Here is a 19,682-nt window from a genome sequence, read left to right as displayed (position 1 = left end):
CACTCAGTGCCAACGCGAGTGGCGTGGGCACGTCCCTTGGTCTCGTATCTGCTCAGTCGGAATCAAGGGGGTGGGCGAGCGTTGTGCGCGGCGCTTGAAGCCAATGCTTGCAAAGCGCGTGCCAGGCGCGTGATTTGTCGCACCGCGCTGCCGACAAAGCCTTGTCGGGCTGAACTTCCGTGGCATGCATATTGCATCGCAACGGTTCACGAGCGACCGAGACTACGCGATACAAGATCAAGAGCTAAAGGCGGCAACTGATGATCAATACCTACCAGCTCTACCAGCAATACGCCGATGCCACCGATCCGCTGCGGGCCTGGGCCAGGATGATGGTGCCGGTCTTGGGCTACCAGTGGCCCGGCTTGCCCGGGCCGCCGCCGATGCGCAAGCTGGCCTCGGCCTGCGAGGTATTTGCCCGCACCCAGCTCACCCATGCGCGACCGGCCTTCGATATCGGCTCGGTCAGCGAGGGCGGACGCACGATTGCGGTGCATGAAGAGATCGTCAGCGCCACGCCGTTCTGCACCTTGCTACGTTTTCGCAAGGCAACATCCGAGCCGCAGCCGCGCGTACTGGTGGTGGCGCCCATGTCAGGCCATTTCGCCACCTTGCTGCGGGGCACCGTCAAGACCCTGTTGCGTGACCACGATGTCTATATCACCGACTGGCGCAATGCACGCGATGTCGAGCTTGGTCATGGCCGCTTCGGCATGGACGAATATGTGGCGCATGTGATCTCTTTCCTGGAGGCCCTGGGGCCGGGGGCGCATTTGCTGGCGGTGTGCCAGCCGACGGTGGCCGCGCTGAGCGCGGCGGCCGTCATGGCCGAGGCCGGCAACCCGGCGCAGCCGCGCAGCCTGACGTTGATGGCCGGGCCGATCGATACCCGCATCAATCCGACCGCCGTCAATGAACTCGCCAAGAGCCGGCCCATCGAATGGTTCGAGCGCAACCTGATCAGCACCGTCCCGGCGCGCCATGCGGGCGCGGGGCGTCGGGTCTACCCTGGTTTTGTGCAGTTGGGGGCGTTCATGAACATGAACCTGAACCGTCACGTGGATGCGTTTCGCAATCTTTACCAGCACCTGGCCGATGGCGAAATCGATCGGGCGACCCAGATCAAGACCTTTTACGAAGAATATTTCGCCATGGCCGACCTGCCGGCAGAGTTTTACCTCGAAACCGTGCGCACCGTGTTCCAGGAGCACGCGTTACCGCTGGGCGCGCTGCGCTACCAGGGGGCGCCAGTGAACCCCGCCGCCATCCGGCGCACGGCGTTATTTACCATCGAAGGCGAAAAGGACGACATCTGCGCCGTGGGTCAGACCCTCGCTGCACAGGAACTGTGCACTGGCATCCGTCCTGCCATGCGCTTGCACCATGTTCAGACGGCCGTAGGTCATTATGGCGTCTTCAATGGTCGCCGCTGGGAAAATGAAATCTACCCGCGCCTGCGTGATTTCATTAATATGCATCACAGGGCATAGCTCATGCACTGTAACGAGGCGGTAAGAAAAATGCATTATCAATCCCGCAGGTCGTGCCAATCGTCAGCCGTCGATTCCAGCGCCGTGATTTCATCTATTCGCATGTCGTAAAGGATATCCATGTCAATCCACGTGGCGTTGAACCATGTCACTTCGTACAAGTATGACCGTGCCATCAATCTGGGGCCGCAAGTCATCCGCCTGCGCCCCGCGCCGCACAGCCGCACCCGCATCCTGAGTTATTCGTTGCGGGTACTGCCCGAGGAACACTTCGTCAATTGGCAGCAGGACCCCGAATCGAACTACATGGCGCGCCTGGTCTTCCCCGAAAAGACGACCGAATTCACGATCGAAATCGACCTGGTGGCCGAAATGTCGGTCATCAATCCGTTCGATTTCTTCCTCGAACCCTACGCCGAACAATTCCCGTTCGAGTACGCTGAAGAATTGCATAACGAATTGCAGCCTTATCGGCACAAGCTGCCGCTGTCGCCGCTGTTCAAGAAATTTTTGGACGAGATCCCGCTGGAGCCGATGGGCAGCGCCAACTTCCTGGTGGCGATCAACCAGAAGCTGGCCGACCATATCGCCTACACCATTCGCATGGAGCCGGGCGTGCAGACGCCCGAGCAGACGCTGGAACTGGGTTCAGGCTCGTGCCGCGACTCGTCCTGGCTGCTGGTGCAACTGCTGCGCCATCTGGGGCTGGCCGCGCGCTTCGTGTCGGGCTACCTGATCCAGCTGACGGCCGACCAGAAGTCGCTCGACGGCCCATCCGGTCCCGAAACCGACTTCACCGACCTGCATGCCTGGTGCGAGGTCTACCTGCCGGGCGCCGGCTGGATCGGGCTCGACCCGACCTCGGGCCTGTTTGCCGGCGAGGGCCATATCCCGTTGTCATGCACCCCCGAACCGGCATCGGCGGCGCCCGTCAGCGGCCTGGTGGAGCCCTGCGAAGTCGAATTCGAGCATCGCATGGGCGTCTCCCGCATCTGGGAGGCGCCGCGCGTCACCAAGCCTTACACCGAACAGCAATGGAGCCAGATCGAAGCGCTGGGACATGCCATCGACCGCGACCTGGTGGCCGCCGACGTGCGCCTGACCATGGGCGGCGAGCCGACCTTCGTGGCGCTGGACCATCCGGATGAGCCGGAATGGAACACCGCCGCGCTGGGCGACACCAAGAAGCCGCTGGCAGCCGACCTGTATCACCGCATGCGCGAGAAGTACGCGGCCCAGGGGCTGCCGCATTTCGGCCAGGGAAAGTGGTATCCGGGCGAGCAGTTGCCGCGCTGGGCGCTGAATTGCTACTGGCGGCGCGACGGCCAGCCGATCTGGCACAACAGCGCGCTGATCGGCGACGAGACCCGTCCCAACGTGACCGACAAGATCGTCACCAGTCACTTCCTGCACCGCCTGGCGCGCCGCCTGAAGGTGGCCGGCACCAACGTCTTCCCGGCGTATGAAGACGTGTTCTATTACATGTGGCGCGAGCGGCGCCTGCCAGGCAATGTCGACCCCTTCGATTCGCGGGTGGACGACAAGCAGGAGCGCGAACGTCTCATGCGGGTCTTCACGCAGGGCCTGCAGAGCGCGGTCGGCCATGTGCTGCCACTGGCGCGCCGCGACGACGGCGCCGGCTGGCAGAGTGGTTCGTGGTTCCTGCGCAGCGAACGGTGCTACCTGTACCCCGGCGATTCGCCGCTGGGTTACCGCATGCCGCTCGATTCGTTGCCGTGGGTGGCCGGCAGCGAGGCGCCGGTGGTCTATCCGGCCGATCCGTCGCAGGCGTTCCGGCCCTTGCCCGCCGCCGTCGAGATCCGCCGTCAGTTCGACCTGCCGCCGCCCTCCGCGGTGCGACTGGCGACGGCGACTAATAATGCCGCCACCGATGGCGAGGCGGTCAGCCAGGCCGCCGCGCCAGGCGAATTCGAATCGGCCAGCCAGATCACCCGTACCGCCCTGTGCGCCGAGGTGCGCAACGGCGTGCTGTACCTGTTCATGCCGCCGCTGGCGCAACTCGAGCATTACCTCGAACTGGTGGCCGCTATCGAGTCGGTGGCCGAAGAGCTCAAGCAACCGGTGCTCATCGAAGGCTACGAGCCGCCCAACGACCCGCGCTTGCGCAAGTTCAGCGTCACGCCGGACCCTGGCGTGATCGAGGTCAATATCCAGCCGGCCAACAACTGGCGCGAGCTGGTCGAGCAGACTACCCATCTCTACGATGCGGCTCGCGCGTCGCGCCTGACGACCGAGAAGTTCATGCTCGACGGTCACCATTCGGGCACCGGCGGCGGCAACCACATGGTGCTGGGCGGCATCACCACCGGCGATTCGCCGTTCCTGCGGCGCCCGGATCTGCTGCGCAGCCTGATTTCGTACTGGCACAACCATCCGTCGCTGTCCTATCTGTTCTCGGGCATGTTCATCGGTCCGACCTCGCAGGCGCCGCGCATCGATGAGGCACGCAACGACTCGACCGTCGAGATCGAGCTGGCCTTTGCCGAAATGGAAAAGCAGCAGGCCAACGGCGGTTGCGCGCCATGGCTGGTGGACCGCCTGCTGCGCAACCTGCTCATCGACGTCACCGGCAACACGCACCGCGCCGAGTTCTGCATCGACAAGATGTATTCGCCCGACAGCGCCACCGGCCGCCTGGGCCTGCTGGAGCTGCGGGCCTTCGAGATGCCGCCGCATGCGCGCATGAGCCTGACCCAGCAGCTGTTGCTGCGCGGCCTGGTGGCGCGTTTCTGGAAGACTCCATACAAGCCGGCGCGACTGGTGCGCTGGGGCACCGAACTGCACGACCGCTTCCTGCTGCCGCATTTCATCGAGCAGGATTTCCAGGACGTGATCGACGACATGGTCGAGGCCGGCTATCCGATGAAGGCCGAGTGGTTTGCGCCGCACATGGAGTTCCGCTGCCCCAAGATCGGCGACTACGCGGTCAAGGGCATGCAGATCGAACTGCGCACCGCGCTCGAACCCTGGCATGTGCTGGGCGAGGAAAACAGCGCCGGCGGCACCGCCCGTTATGTCGATTCGTCGCTGGAACGGGTGCAGGTCAAGGTCGCCGGCATGGCCTCCGACCGTTACGTGCTCAGTTGCAATGGCGTATCGGTGCCGCTGCAGCCGACCGGCCGCGTCGGCGAGTTCGTGGCCGGTATCCGTTACCGGGCCTGGCAACCGCCTTCGGCCTTGCATCCGACCATCGGCATCGATTCGCCGCTCACCTTCGACCTGGTGGATACCTGGAACGGCCGCAGCCTGGGTGGTTGCCAGTATCACGTGGTGCATCCGGGCGGGCGCAGCTACGAGACCTTCCCGGTCAATGCGTTCGAGGCCGAAAGCCGCCGTCTGGCGCGTTATTTCCGGATCAACCACACGCCGGGAAAATTCGATATCGCGCCGCGGCGGGCCTCTATCGAGTTTCCTTTTACGTTAGACTTGCGCTACTTTTAATCCCGGTCTGGCGCGGCATGATTGCCGCGCCCATTCCCTGTTCCTATGCCCCAGCGTCTTCTGGAAAGTTATCCAGTCAGCAGCGATCGCTATGACGAGATGCTGCAGGCCGACGGCCGCTTGCGGCCGCACTGGCGCACGCTGATCGACCAGCTCGAAAACCTGTCGCCGGAAATGCTGCGCCGGCGCGCCAACGAAGTCCGCGACGCCATCGCCAGCGACGGCGTGACCTATAACGTCTATGCCGACCCCAAGGGCGCCAATCGCCCGTGGGAGCTCGACCTGCTGCCGCATATCGTGGCCGCCGACGAGTGGCGTTCGCTGGAGCGCGCGGTAGCCCAGCGCGCGCGCCTGATGAATGCCATGCTGGCCGACATCTACGGCGAGCAACGCCTGCTGCGCGAAGGCCTGCTGCCGCCGGCGCTGGTGTTCGGCCAGCACGGCTATCTGTTGCCGTGCCATGGTTTCACGCCACCGGGCGGAGTGCACCTGCATGCCTATGCGATCGACCTGGCGCGTTCGGCCGATGGCACCTGGTGGGTGGTGTCGGATCGTACCCAGGGGCCGTCCGGCACCGGCTATGCATTGCAGAACCGGCAGATCATGGCGCGCGCCATGCCCGAGGCGCTGCGCGACATGCAGGTCGAGTCGCCGCACGCCTACTTCCATGCGCTGCGCTCGACCTTGATGCGACTGGCGCCGGCCAACGGCGAGCAGCCGCTGGTGGTGCTGCTCACGCCCGGTCCCTATAACGAAACCTATTCCGAGCACGCCTTCCTGGCGCATACGCTGGGCTTTCCCCTGGTCGAAGGGGTGGACCTGACGGTGCGCGGCGACCAGGTCTTCCTGAAGACCCTCAATGGCTTGCGGCGGGTGCATGCGATCCTGCGCCGCATGGACGATGATTTCTGCGATCCACTCGAATTGCGCGCCGACTCGGCGCTGGGCGTGCCCGGCCTGACCCAGGCCGCGCGGCTGGGCAATGTGCTGGTGGCCAATTCGCTGGGCAGCGGCATGCTCGAATCGACCGCGCTGCACGGGTTCCTGCCGGCCATCAGCGAGCGCTTGCTGGGCGAGCCGCTGGCGTTGCCGACCGTGGCGTCCTGGTGGTGCGGCGAAAAGCCGGCGCTCGATTACACGCTGGCGCACTTCGACGATCTGGTGATCGTGCCTGCCTTTTCATCGATGCGCATGCAGCCGGTGTTCGGCCACAGCATCACCGGCAGCGCACGACGTCGCCTGATCGAAAGCTTGCAACTGCAGCCGCATGCGTATGCCGCCCAGGAGTGGGTGCGGCTGTCGCAGGCGCCGGTGATGTCGCGCAGTGGCGACTATCGCCTGATGAATCGCACCATCAGCCTGCGCGTGTTTGCGGTGGCAGACGGCGCCGGTGGCTACAAGGTGATGCCCGGCGGCTTGACCCGCGTGGCGTCGCGCCAGAAGCGCGACGTGGTGTCGATGCAGCAGGGCGGCACCACCAAGGATGTCTGGGTATTGCACGACAACGATACCGGTCGTGAAATCCCTGAAGAAGAAAACGTGGTTGCCCCCGGTGGCCTGGTGATCCGCAATACGGTCGATGTGTCATCGCATGCCGGTGAAAACCTGTTCTGGATGGGACGTTATTCGGAGCGGGTCAAGAACCTGGCGCGGTTGCTGCGCACGACGCTGCAATACACCACCGACGGCCAGAGCGAAAGCCGTGGCATGCTCGGCAGTGTCAGCTGGATCTGCGGCCAGCTGGGGGTGCTGATGCCCAAGGCCGATCCCAGGCCGACCATCACCGGGTTGCAGCAGAGCCTGCAGGCGGCGGTGATTGATCCATCGGCGGCGGTCACCGTCGCCACCCAGTTGCGTCAGCTGGCACAGGCCGCCTACCAGGTACGCGAACATCTCTCGCTGGACAACTGGCATGCCCTCACCAAGATGCCGGCCATGGTCAATGACCGCATCAACAGTCCGGCATCGGCCCAGCAGGTGCTGGGCAATGTCATCGACGCCTGCTCCGGGCTGGCCGGCCATGCGCTGGACGACATGACGCGCGACGCCGGGTGGCAGTTCCTGATGGTGGGGCGGCATATCGAGCGCATGGTCAACATGGCGACCCTGTTCGACAACTTCCTGCGGCTGCCGCCGGCGCGCCAGACGGCGGCGCTGTCGTGGCTGCTGGAGTCCGCCAGCAGCATCGTGACCTATCGCGTGCGTTACCGGCGCACGCCCGAATGGCTGCCGGTGCTGCACCTGCTGGTGTTCGATGTATCGAACCCGCATGGCATGGCCTACCAGTTCCGCATGCTGCAGCAATACCTGGCCGATATCGGCCAGCAGCTTGGCCTGCTCAGCATGACCATCCCGACCCACCTGTCGACTCAGCTCGAGGCGATGAACCTGGCCGACTTCGCGCATGGCACGCCCACCATGGAGCAGGCCAATGCGCGCCTGACGCAATTGATGCGCGATGCGGTCAGCGGCGGCTACATGCTCTCCGACGATCTGTCGCGCCACTACTTCACACCGCTGACCGCGCCGGTCAGCCAGGGGGTTTGAGATGACCGAAGAACTGACGCGTTTCGTCTACCGGATCCGGCATCAGACCAGCTACCAGTATTCGCTGCCGGTGCGGCTGTCGCACCAGATGCTGCACCTGACCCCGCGCACGCTGCCGTGGCAGCGCTGCCTGTCGCACCAGGTCAACGTGGCGCCGGCGCCGCAGCTGGTGCGCAGCTACGAAGACAACTTCGGCAATGTGATCAAGTCCTTCTCGCTCGACACCGATCACACCAGCCTTGAGGTCCATGCCGATTCGCTGGTCGAGCTGACGCCGCGCCAGGTGCCGGGCGACACCATGTCGTGGGAAGAGGCGGCCATGCTGACGTCGTATCAGGGCGCGCGTCCGCTCTCGCCCGACATGCTCGATGCCAGCAATTTCATGTTCGAGTCGTCGCATGTACGCATCAAGCGCGAATTCATCCAGTATGCGGCGCAGTGCTTTCGCCCCGGGACCTCGGTGGTCGAAGGCGTGCGCACCCTTATGTGGCGCATCTTCGAGGAATTTTCATTCGATCCCGAAGCCACCACCGTATCGACGCCGGTCACGGAAGTGTTTGTCAACCGGCGTGGCGTCTGCCAGGATTTTGCGCACCTGATGCTGTCGTGCCTGCGCTCGATCGGCTTGCCGGCGCGCTACGTCAGCGGTTACCTGCTGACCGAGCCGCCGCCGGGACAGCCGAGACTGATCGGCGCCGATGCCTCGCATGCCTGGGTGTCGGTGTATTGCCCCGGCATCGATGGCGCCTCCGGGGCCTGGATCGATGCCGATCCCACCAACGGCATCTTTCCCGACACCGGCCACATCACGCTGGGCTGGGGCCGCGATTTTCTCGACCTCTCGCCGCTGCGGGGCGTGCTCATCGGCGGTGGCCAGCAGGAAATGCAGGTGGCGGTGACCGTGATGCCCAACGACGAAGCAGGGGAGCTGGCGTTTTCCATCTGAAGTCTGCCATCTGAACTACGCCTGCGGCTTCAATAAAAATACGCTGACCGATTGTTGCAGCCGTCGCGCCTGATCCTGCAGCGTGCTGGCCGCAGCCGCAGCCTGTTCCACCAGCGCCGCGTTCTGCTGGGTGGTCTGGTCCATCTGCACGATGGCATCGGCGATCTGCTGGATGCCCGAGGCCTGGTCACGGCCGGCAGCGGTAATCTCGGCGACCACTTCGGACACCTTGCGAATGCTCTCCACCACGCCATCCATGGTGCCGCCGGTCTGCTGCACCAGTTGGTAACCGTTGTTGACGTTGGTGACCGATTCTTCGATCAGGGTCTTGATTTCTCGGGCCGCCGCCGTGCTGCGCTGGGCCAGCGATCGCACCTCCGAGGCCACCACCGCGAAACCGCGCCCCTGTTCGCCGGCGCGCGCGGCCTCCACTGCAGCATTCAATGCCAGGATATTGGTCTGGAACGAAATGGTGTCGATCACGTTGATGATGTTGACGATCTGCTTGGACGACGAGTCGATGGCATTCATGGTGTTGATCATGCGAGTAATCGCCTGGCCGGCATTCTCGGCGATCCCGGACGCGGAGTTGGCCAATTGGCTGGCCTGCGCCGTATGCTCGGCATTTTTCCGTATGGCGGCGGTCAGCTCTTCGATGGCGGCTGCCGTTTCTTCCAGTGCGCCGGCCTGCTGTTCGGTGCGGGCCGAGAGATCGAAGTTGCCGGTGGCGATTTCGCTGGTGGCGGTCACCATGGCGTCGGTGCCGCTACGCACTTCACTGACAATCACTTTCAAATTGCCGCTCATCGACTTGATGGCCCCGAGCAAACTGGCCTGCTTGCTACCGACCCTGATTTCGCCACTGAGGTTGCCGGTCGCGATGCGGTTGGCGATGTCGGTCGCATAGGCCGGCTCACCCCCCAACTGCCCGACCAGCCCGCGCGAGATGGCCAGGGCCAGGGCAATGCCGAGTGTCAAGGCAAGGCCGCCCAGCATGATCATGCTGTGCTTGGCGGTCACATAGAACGAGGTGGCGTCTTCGCTGGCGACTTTGTTGAGCCGCTCTTCCAGTTTGGTCAGTTCATTGAGTTTCGTGCGGCGCAGCGCTTGCTTGGCCGACAGGCTGTCAACCTGCAGTCGACGCGCCCCGGTCATGTCGTCGGCATCCACCAATTCGATCAGTTTTTTCAGGATCGGGGCGGCAGAGGTTGACAGTGTGATGACCTGCGCCATGGTGGCCTTTTCGATGTCGGCGGTTTCTTCCAGGCTGTTGAACATGACATCGAGCTTCTTTTCGATGTTCTGGTAATTGACGATTTCGTCCTTGAGGCGTTCGCTGAAGAGATTGCGGGTCGCCCTATCCGGCGCCAGCAGCAGATCGCGGGTGACAAGCGATTGCTCATAGAGCGAGGCATGCAGGGCGACGGCCAGCTGCGTTTCGACGTTGTTGACGTTGCTGATGGAATTGAGGCGGGTATTGACTTCGCCCATGAGGTGGACGCCGATGGCGACGATCAGCGCCAGCTGCAGCAGCAGGACACCGAACCCAAGGTCGAGGCGACGGGAAACTTTCATCTGGGACAGCTTCATCATGGAACCCTTTCGTGGACTGGATGGTCGGGGGGAACCGTGTTGATAGCCGATGCCAGCAATTTCCTGACAATGCATTGATTCTAATGCGGGGCCCGTATCGCCCGGAACGAAGAGCAGGGAGGTCTTTGCCCCGCTGTTTGCGCCAGCGCCCCGACTGACGTGAAATCCATTGCCTGCGGGCACGACGGCATGGCGTCGTGATCAATCTTCCACGCCGGTCTCACGCAGGCGGCTGCAACCGAGGTATTGCCGTGATGCCATCGACAGCAAGGTGATAGTCGCCAAGGGTCAACGGCGTCGCGTCATTGCCGGAATGGACGAACACGGAAGGGGCCGCCGTGATTTCGTTGAGGCCCGGGATGCCGTGATCCCTCACTGCATGGCCGGCGCCTACATGCGCCACCCAGGCCTGCCCTCTGAAGTGGGCCTGGTCATGCCGAATGACCTGATAGGCGACGTAATTCATCGACGACGTGCGCGGGTGGGGCGAGGTGAACGGCTGGTGCAGGTAATCGGCGGCGGCGGCCGGGACATTGTCCACGGCACGCACTTCAAGACCATGACGGCGTGCGTTCTCGAACAGCCTCAGCAGGCTGGCACTGGGTTGCCCATCCGAAAATTCGGCGCCGCTGCGGGGCATGGCGTTCCTGTCCAGGTTGTTCAAGCGCCTCAGCACGTGATCCGGAAAATCGCCGCCGGCGTTGAATATCCTGAGGAGCTCGTTGTCGGCGTCGCGCTTGAAGACCTCGGTATAGAGCAGCCTCACGCCGCAGTTGGAAAGTCGCTCCAGGTTGTCGTTGATGAACCGTCGGGCCGCTGTGGTGGCATGGTTTTCACCCACCACCAGCCCGCGCCCCAGGGCTGCGTAACCATGCACCGGGGCCGAGCGATAGGCCAGCTCGAACAAGTCGTCGACGTCGGCCAGTTCACGCAGGTAGTGCCGCGCTGGCGGTGTGAGTTGGTTGAAGAATCGGGTGGCCGCCCGATCCAGGCGGATCGCCTGCGTAGCGACTGTGTACCAGCGCGGCGAGCTGGGGGGCGAAGGGGTATGCAAAATGGCCCGGGCGTCCTGGACCGTGGCGTTGAAGGCGCGGCTGTCCAGCAGGGTCGAGATCAGCTTGTGTTCGGCGCGATGCCAGAGATGCGCGCGCGAAGGGCTCAGCACGTAGCCGATCTTGCCATTGATGCGTTGCGGCGGCTTGAACCAGCGGGCCAGGCGAGCGACCGGCTCGTTGCCGGTGGCGCTGCGCGCCAGGGCGTGCGCGCTGCGGCTGCCCGCGATCGCAATCACCGGGTTGGCGGTGCGGCGCAGGCTGATTGATTTGGGTGAGAACGTGGGCGCCGGAATCAGGTTCAGGATCAGGTCGATGCCCAGGCTCAGGCGTGCTGCGCGCAGATCGTCGGCGGTTTTCCCCAGCGCCAGCCTGACCACGCCATCGACGAAATCCACCGGCACGATGCGGGCATATTCCATCCATTCTTCCTTGGCCCGATCGGATGCCGAACGGATGAAATAGGCCGCGTCTGCCATCGCACCTTGCTGGCTGATCGTCACCAGCGCCATGAAGGGGTCACCGGCGATCGGCGACCGGGCCGCCAGCAGGCCATGCAGTCGCTCCTGGCTGCGTCGTCGCATCAGCGCATCATGCCGGGTCTTGGGACGTTCCCGTGCAAGCTGCGGGTTGGCATTGAGCATCGAAGCCTGGTCGACCGACTGCAGCACGCTGATGACGCCGGGCACCAGCGTCAGTCGCAGGCCGCCCGGCGCGCGCCGGTCGTGCGCATCTTCTTGGGCAAAGTGGGTCTGCGCGAAGTCCAGCAGTCGTGGTCGGTCGCGTCCCAGATCGAGCAGGAATTGTCGCGCCGCCTGCAGGTTATCGAAGCCCAGGTACGGCATGTCATCGCCGGCCAGGTAGAGCAGCCGCCTGCCGCTGGCGGTGCAGTGCAGGTGCAGGCAATCGCGGGCGGCATGGCCGCCCACGCGCAACGGGTAGGCAAGCACGTCGTCCCTCAGGTCGGCTGTCGTCCCGAAAGCGGACGCGGCGAGCCGGTAATCGTCAGCGCTCAATTGGCCCTCATGCACCATCAGTTGTGCCGTCAGTTGGGCGCGCTCGCGGGCAAGCCGTGCCAGGGTCGTGGCGTGATCGGTGAAGTAGCGGATGATCTGCTGCTGGTGATGGGCGACAAAGTCGAATTCGCCGCTGTCGATGAGGGCGCGTACCAGCGCTTCCGGGTCGACCACATTGTCGAACTGCTCGTCGTAGTACTGGGGCGAGGTGTCCCGGTGCGAGACGGTGAAATAGCGCTCGCCACCGTTGATCAGGCTCTCCCATACATTGACGACATCGATGTTGCGATAGCTCAATTGCGACAGGGGGATCGAGGTCTTGCGCCGACGCAGCAGATCGATGTCGTTGAACATGTAGAAAGCGACATGCGACTGCGGTGGGTAATATTCGTTGAGCAGCAACTGGTCGACATCGAGGGCGTCGCCCGTGAAGCGATCGGCGAAGGTCCTGCGCAGGAAATCGTGCATGTAGCGTGCCCCGTCGATGCCGATGTCCGGCGCCCGCTGGTGCCAGAGCGCCTGTTCGCGCTCTTGCCGGCACGCGGTTTGCAACAGCTCTTGTTGCAGTTCGGATGACAGCGCCAGCACACCCGTCAGTGGCATGGTCACGATGTGGCTGTCGCGTTCCCAGGTTGAGCGGCCCGGCGCGTGGCGATCCGATGCGGCCATCAGCGCATCCAGCCATGCGCCCGAGGCGGGGTAGGTCGACAGGTCGAGATCGTCGTCGAAGAATCGCTCGGCATCGCTCCATGGAGAGGCGGACATCGCATGGGTCTCGGTTGCCGCAGTCGTGGCGGCCTGTTGCTGACGTCGCGCCACCTGGTGAAATACATCGCCTTCGACACGGACCCGCGCTTCGGCCAGTGCCACCCGTGCCACGGCCTCGCCGCAGCCGAGCCCGGACAGCAGGCTGTCGATGCCGGCCTTGAACGAATCGGGGCGCGCCGCCGGGTCGAAATGGGACGCCCATTGCCGACAGGCGACATCGTTCGCGCACTCTTCCGCCAGCGCCAGGCGCATGGCGCTCATGTCCGGATACTGCTGGAATAGTGGCCATTGACCGGGGCGATACAGGATGACCGTGCCATCGTCGCCACGGATCGTCACCAGGTCGATCGAGATCACGCCGCCGAGGTCGAGCAGGTGGGTTCTTGCCTCTCCTGTCCCGGGCGTGCCAAAGCCGGCCGCGGCGATGATGAGCCGCAGGCCGGTTGCCGAAAGATGGCCGGCGTTGCACAGGTCGTGCGCCGCCAGGCAGGCCTGGGCGGACAGGATCATGGCGTGCGTGTCATCGCCCCCGGATTGCGCGTCGTCATAGCGGCTCCAGTAGCGTGCCACCGCAGTGTGGTGCCGTTGCCGGGCGTCGGCGGCGGCTTGCATCAGCATCTGCTCCAGTGACGAGCGCGTCAGCGCGGCGGCTTGCCAGGCCAGCGCGCCGGCTTGTGCATGCATCAGGTAGAGGTCAGCCTGCGGCGAGAGATCATCAGGCAATCCATCCTGCAGCAAGGTCTCGACAAAACAGACGCGCAACGGCGGCAGGAGGCGATCGGTGTCATCCCGCTCGAACTCGACCAGCGCCAGGGCATGCAGGCTGTGGTAGACGCCCGCACCACGCAGCAGCCGCTTCAACTCGGCAAGTTGTAGCTGGAGGTAGTCGGGATAGCTCGACGCCAGCACGTGACGCAGGCGCATGAACTGCTGATAGCCCGTCATGCGCTCATGCTGGGGCGGCGGCGTGGCCATCGCCCGCCCGATGACCGCGTTCCAGGCGGGGTGGGCAGCGGTCGTGGCAGCGCCCATGTCGGGTTCGGGCAGCAGCCAGTCGATCACGACCGAACCACGGTCGGCCAGGGCCTGCCGACACGCCGAGCTGCGTAACAGGCGATGTCGTTGCAAGGCCGGCACCAGCCTCACGGCCGAAGAGGTCAGCCATGCATTGCGCAAACTGCGGCAGGCTTGCATGACTTGCGCGTGGTCGAGCCCCGCAAAGGGCACCTCCAGCTGGCGCAGCATCGGCGGAACCGTCTGCCGGTACGCCCGCGGGTCCTGGCCGGTGCTATCGAAGATCTGGTTGAGCGACCCCAGCGCCAGGCGCGGCAACGCATGCCGCAGGAACCAGTCGTTGCTGAACTGATAGAGATCTTGCATGGCGAAGGCGTCGTCGCACAGGCGATCCCAGGACGCACGCCAGATCGCCGAGGACGGATACACCAGGCTGCGCGGCGTCTGGCGCCGCGTCAGGACATGGCGCCAGACTTCGTCGGTGACCATATCGAAGGCACCCTCGCCGCGTGCCGACAGGGCATGGTTGCGCAGCCGTGTGATGGCCAGTTCCAGTTCGTCGCGGCCGAGTTCTTGCACCGCGATCGGCAGTTGTCGCGCGCCCGATGCGGTATCGTCGTGGCCGGCTACCTGCATCATGTATTGATGAAAGTTCGAGGCGGAACGCGATCCAATCTCGACGACGATGGTGGTCGTCACGCCAGCGGGCCAGACAAGCGCATAGCGGGCAGACCCTGCCAGGGTGTCGTCGACGTCGATCCTGATGCTCGAAAAACCACCGTCGCGCCAGGCGTCGATCGGGCCGAACATGTCGAGGATCTGCGGCGGCTCGGCCGCCCCTGCAAAGACGAGGTTGATGGCGCATGAAGTCGTGGCCCGGCTCAGCCTGCGGATGTCGACACGCACCTCCGGATCGACTTGTAGTGGCATCGATGGCGGCGTCGGCCTGGCCGCGAGCATGAGGTCGAGTCGCGCCTGGCGCAGGCGACGGGCGCGTTGCGGCAGGGCATCGATGCGCTGTCGCAGTGCTGCGATGGGAGCGCGGTGGTCTGAAATGAACCGATAGCGAATGCGGCCGTGGCGGTTGCTGACCTCGACTTCGCAGTGCCTGCGGTGGGGCGGGCCGACTACGCGGGCCAGGCTGAATCCTTCCGGCGATATCAGGTGCGCGGTGGGGATGGCGATATCGATGTCGCTGTCGTTCCAGGCACGCATCAGGCGCACCGTGTAGTGCGCCAAAGGAGCGCGTTGCACGACCGGTATCAACAGGGTCTGGTGAGCGCGCAGTTCGATCTGGTTGCGATCGAGGGTGACGATGGTGCGTTCTTGCATGACAGGATCCCGGACATGTTGGCAGGTCGGCGAGTGTCATGCGACCAACGGGTGTGTCCGGTTTCTCACGTCGCACGCAAGCCTGAATCGAAAATAATGTCAGGCCTGCGTCTTTGGCTTCAGTGCATCGTCAATGTCAGAACTGTTCCCAATCGTCCTCGCCGGCCGGCAGTGCGGTACGCGTCGGTGCGGCAGGGCGAGACGCAGGAGCGATAGTCGCAGTCGCAGCGGCAGCGGGCTCCGGGCGCGGCGCGCTCGCCTTGACCGATGTGGTGACCTTGGCCGGCCCGCTCGGGACGTTCGATCTGATTGGCGCGCGTCGCACCGATGGCGCTGCCGTGGCGCTCGCCTGGCCGCCGTCGAGACGGAAGATGCTGACGATCTCCTGCAGCGCTGCCGCCTGATCCTGCAGCGATTGCGCCGCCGCTGCCGCTTCCTCGACCAGCGCCGCATTCTGTTGCGTGACCTGGTCCATCTGCACCACCGCCTGGTTGATCTGCTCGATGCCATCGGTCTGTTCACGGCTGGCCGAACTGATCTCGGCCACGATGTCGGTCACGCGCTGGACGCTGTCGACCACCTGGTCCATGGTGCCGCCTGCCTGCACCACCAGTTTGCTGCCGACCTCGACCTTGGCCACCGAGTCATCGATGAGCTCCTTGATTTCCTTGGCTGCGGCTGCCGAACGCTGCGCCAGCGTGCGCACCTCGGAGGCGACCACGGCGAAGCCGCGCCCCTGCTCGCCGGCGCGGGCCGCCTCCACGGCAGCGTTGAGCGCCAGGATGTTGGTCTGGAAGGCAATGCCGTCGATCACGGCGATGATGTCGACGATCTTGCGCGACGATTCGTTGATCGATCCCATCGTGTCGACCACTTGCTTGACCACTGAGCCGCCTTCACTGGCCACGTTCGAGGCCGAGCTGGCCAACTGGTTGGCCTGGCGCGCGTTGTCGGCGTTCTGGCGCACGGTGGAGGTCAGTTGTTCCATCGATGAGGCGGTCTCTTCGAGTGAACTGGCCTGTTCTTCGGTGCGTGACGACAGGTCGAGGTTGCCGGTGGCAATCTGGCCCGAGGCGGTTGCGATGGTGTCGGTGCCCAGGCGCACCTGCGCCACGATACGCGCCAGCGCGTCGCGCATCTGCTTCATCGCAAACAGCATGCTGCTGTTGTCATGCGCCTGCAGCTCGACCTGCACCGTCAGGTCGCCCACTGCGATCTTCTGCGCGATATCAGCCGCATAGGTCGGCTCGCCGCCCAACTGACGCAACAACTTGCGTGTGATCAGCAGCGACGCCACCACCCCCATCAGCAAGGCCAGGCCGCCCATGATCAGCATCTGCAGGCGAGCGCTCTCGAATACCTCGCGCGCATGCACGCCGGCCTGGATATTGGATTCGTCTTCCATCGTGGCCAGCTCGGCCAGGGTGCGACGGCGCAGAACCTGCTGCGGACCGATTTCTTCGGTGATCAGCGTGCGCAGCACCGCGTCTTCGCCGGCGCGGCTCAGTTCGACGGCGCGGGCGAACAAGGCGCTGGTCGATGCCGACTCCTTGGTGGCCATCGCCAGCAGTTCTTTCTCGCGCGTGCTGGTCTGCGGGTCGATGCCGAACATCTCGCCCAGTTTTGCCTGGGCCGTCTTGTAGCGTTCGTCCTGCTTGATCAGGCCGTCGAGTTCGCGGTCAATCGCAGCGCGTTCGCTCAGCAGCGCCACGTTGCGAATGGCAATCGACTGCTCGAAGATGGCGGCGCGCATGGTCATGACCGCGCGGATCTCGACGTTATTGATGTTGACGATGTTTTCGACCTGTTGGTTGATCTGCACCATGCGCGCAATGCCGATGGCGGTGATCGCGGCCAGCAACAGCAATACCAGGCCAAAGCCCAGCGCCAGTTTGGTACCGACTTTCGAGTTGGTGAACGACATGTGAATTCCTCCGGGGGGCGAGTTATATCCATCCGCGACTGCGGATGATTTCTTGTGCGTGGATGTGCCGGCTTCACTTGCCGACTGTATTGATGGCCTGGCGAAGGCGTATTGCGGGCAGGTCGCTCTGCGGCGCCGTGCCTCTGGTCCCGGACGTCGGTCGAGCGGGTGAGTATTAGTGATGAATCCTACCCAAATTGGCAGGAGATGGAAATGACCCTGGAGAAACTGAGAACGTATTGCTGCAAGGCATTACGGCGCGCGAATGTGATCGACCAGCGCCATGGTGGCTTCGTCGGGCGGCGCCGTCAGCAGGCTGGCCACGATCATGGCGGCGAATCCGGCCGGCACGCCGAACACGCCCGCTGAAATCGGTGCGATATGAAACCACTGGTCGGCCGCGCTGCCGCCGAAGGCCGGCATGGTGTGCAGCATGTAGTAGACGCACACGGTGAAGCCGCACACGATGGCGGCCACCGCACCGCTCTGGTTGGCGCGTTTCCAGAACACGCCCAGCACCAGCGCCGGGAACAGCGTGGACGCCGCCAGCGAGAATGCCGCGCCCACCATCGACAGGATGTCGCCCGGCTTCAACGAGGCGGCATACGCCGCCAGCAGCGCCACCACCAGCAACAGCAGCTTGGAGATGGTGACCCGTTTCTGGGTCGAGGCCTGCGGGTCGACCACCTTGTAGTAGATGTCGTGCGAAAGCGCGTTGGAGATCGTCAGCAGCAGGCCGTCGGCAGTCGACAGCGCCGCCGCCAGCCCGCCGGCGGCAACCAGGCCGGAGATGAAATAGGGCAGGCCGGCAATCTCGGGCATGGCCAGCACGATGATGTCGCCGTCCAGGGAAATTTCGCCCAGCTGGACGACGCCGTCGCGGTTCAGGTCGGTGACCGCGACCAGCGGATTGAGCTTGTCGATGTTGGCCCAGTAGTAGACCCAGTCGGGCAGGTGGTTGTAGCTGCTGCCGACCAGCGAGGTATAGATGTCGTACTTCACCAGCACCGTCAGCGCCGGCACGGTGAGGTAGATCAGCATGATGAAGAACAGCGTCCAGAACACCGATTTGCGCGCCGCCGCGACGGTGGGCGTGGTGTAGTAGCGCATCAGGATGTGCGGCAGCGCGGCCGTGCCCAGCATCAGGCAGAACACCAGCGCCAGGAAGTTGTTGCGCTTGATGTCGGAACTGGCCGCATCGCGCCCCGGGAAAGGCTCGGTCTGCGACACCGGCGGCTGCGCCCGCAGCAGGTTGGCGGCGCGCGCATCGCTCCAGCGACGCTGCGCTTCCTCGACGCTCTTGGGATAGGACGACAAGGCGCGGCTGGCAGCCTTGATCTCGGCCAGCGATGCCTGCGGATTGCGCTTGACCTCGTCGATATGGTGTTGCGCCTCCAGGCGGCCTTCTTCCCAGGAGCGCGGCAGGTTCTTCAGGCGTCGTTGATAGTCGTCGGCGCGTTCCTGGAAGATCTTGCGGATGTCCTGTTCCTTAGGATCGTCCTTGAGCCTTTCCTCGATCGCGTTGAGCTTGGGCAGCACCGCGCCGTAGGCCACCGGCGGCACCGGCACCGTGGTGTGCTTGGCCGAGAGCCAGATCACAGGCAGCAGGTAGGCCAGCAGGATGATGATGTACTGCGCCACCTGGGTCCAGGTGATGGCGCGCATGCCCCCCAGGAAGGAACACACCAGGATGCTGGCCAGCCCCAGGAAGATGCCGATCGAAAAGTCGATGCCGGTGAAACGCGACGTGATCAGGCCCACGCCATAGATCTGCGCCACCACATAGGTAAATGAGATCAGGATGGTGGCCGCCACGGCCAGGATGCGGATCAGGTTGTTGCCCAGCCGTCCCGGATAACGCGCCGCCAGGAAATCGGCGATGGTGTACTGGCCGAACTTGCGCAGGTAGGGCGCGATCAGCAGGGCCACCAGGCAATAGCCGCCGGTCCAGCCGAGGATGTAGGCCAGGCCGTCGAAGCCTTGCAGGTACAGGCCGCCGGCCAGGCTGATGAAGGTAGCGGCCGAGATCCAGTCGGCGGCGGTGGCCATGCCGTTGAACAGCGGCGGCACGCGCCGTCCGGCGACATAGTATTCGGGCACGTCGGAGGTGCGGCACACCACGCCGATGGCAGCGTACAGGCCGATGGTGACAAACAGGAACAGATAGCCGATCCAGGTGCGGGGCATGCCTTCGTGTTCGAGGATCGCCAGCACGCACAGGAAGGCGATGAAGCCCGCCGTGTAGAAACTGTAGTAGCGCGTGAGGCGCCAGAAGAAATCGCGGTTACTCTCCATGGCTCTGCTCGCGGTGGGCCAGTTGATCGATACGCCGCATGCGGCGGATGTAGATGGCGACGATGGCCAGGTAGATCAGCATCGTGCCTTGCGCTGCCATGTAGAACGAGACCGGCCAGCCGAACAGGTGCAACTGATCCAGTTCACGCGCAAACCAGATGCACAGGAAGGTGACCATGAACCATGTCAGCAGCAGTATCGCCGTCATGCGACGCATGGCCACCCATGGCGGGACGGCGTCCG

The 19,682-nt window shown here is 64.2% G+C and carries 9 protein-coding genes; 4 read left to right on the top strand and 5 right to left on the bottom strand.

All coding sequences use genetic code 11. The features are described from left to right. The first annotated feature begins 260 nt into the window (after positions 1–260). From LBW87_RS14295 to LBW87_RS14280, 4 genes are all read left to right on the top strand, one after another. Positions 261–1,490 carry a polyhydroxyalkanoate depolymerase gene (locus tag LBW87_RS14295; RefSeq protein ID WP_225202154.1) on the top strand — a complete coding sequence of 410 codons (1,230 nt, stop codon included), beginning with the start codon at positions 261–263 and terminating at the stop codon, positions 1,488–1,490. Positions 1,491–1,610: 120 nt separating this feature from the next. Continuing rightward, positions 1,611–4,952 (top strand): DUF2126 domain-containing protein, encoded by a 3,342-nt coding sequence (locus tag LBW87_RS14290; protein WP_225202153.1) that lies wholly within the window; start codon positions 1,611–1,613, stop codon positions 4,950–4,952. Between the two features lie 45 nt (positions 4,953–4,997). Continuing rightward, the gene (locus LBW87_RS14285; RefSeq protein WP_225202152.1) at positions 4,998–7,499 is read left to right on the top strand and encodes a circularly permuted type 2 ATP-grasp protein; all 2,502 of its coding nucleotides are present in this window, start codon (positions 4,998–5,000) and stop codon (positions 7,497–7,499) included. Position 7,500: 1 nt separating this feature from the next. Then, positions 7,501–8,445: a transglutaminase family protein gene (locus LBW87_RS14280; protein ID WP_225202151.1), complete on the top strand. Its 945-nt coding sequence runs from the start codon at positions 7,501–7,503 to the stop codon at positions 8,443–8,445. A 15-nt stretch (positions 8,446–8,460) separates the two neighbouring features. Here the strand turns inward: LBW87_RS14280 and LBW87_RS14275 are convergent, their stop codons facing one another. From LBW87_RS14275 to LBW87_RS14250, 5 genes are all read right to left on the bottom strand, one after another. After that, positions 8,461–10,038: a methyl-accepting chemotaxis protein gene (locus LBW87_RS14275; RefSeq protein WP_225202150.1), complete on the bottom strand. Its 1,578-nt coding sequence runs from the start codon at positions 10,036–10,038 to the stop codon at positions 8,461–8,463. Between the two features lie 220 nt (positions 10,039–10,258). Continuing rightward, the gene (locus LBW87_RS14270; protein WP_225202149.1) at positions 10,259–15,220 is read right to left on the bottom strand and encodes a membrane-targeted effector domain-containing toxin; all 4,962 of its coding nucleotides are present in this window, start codon (positions 15,218–15,220) and stop codon (positions 10,259–10,261) included. A 136-nt stretch (positions 15,221–15,356) separates the two neighbouring features. Further along, entirely contained in the window at positions 15,357–17,144 is a 1,788-nt protein-coding gene (locus LBW87_RS24000; RefSeq protein WP_320442734.1) for a methyl-accepting chemotaxis protein, read from the bottom strand. A gap of 252 nt (positions 17,145–17,396) precedes the next feature. Beyond that, the gene (locus LBW87_RS14255) at positions 17,397–19,439 is read right to left on the bottom strand and encodes a sodium:solute symporter family protein (protein WP_225202148.1); all 2,043 of its coding nucleotides are present in this window, start codon (positions 19,437–19,439) and stop codon (positions 17,397–17,399) included. Beyond that, positions 19,429–19,656 carry a DUF4212 domain-containing protein gene (locus tag LBW87_RS14250; RefSeq protein WP_225202276.1) on the bottom strand — a complete coding sequence of 76 codons (228 nt, stop codon included), beginning with the start codon at positions 19,654–19,656 and terminating at the stop codon, positions 19,429–19,431. The genes LBW87_RS14255 and LBW87_RS14250 overlap by 11 nt, the downstream gene beginning before the upstream one ends. Positions 19,657–19,682 lie beyond the last annotated feature (26 nt).

It is taken from the genome of Herbaspirillum sp. alder98, assembly GCF_020179755.1.
GTDB lineage: Bacteria > Pseudomonadota > Gammaproteobacteria > Burkholderiales > Burkholderiaceae_D > Herbaspirillum.
Note: the sequence above shows the minus strand (reverse complement) of the source record. Positions and strands in the feature narration are given on the sequence as shown.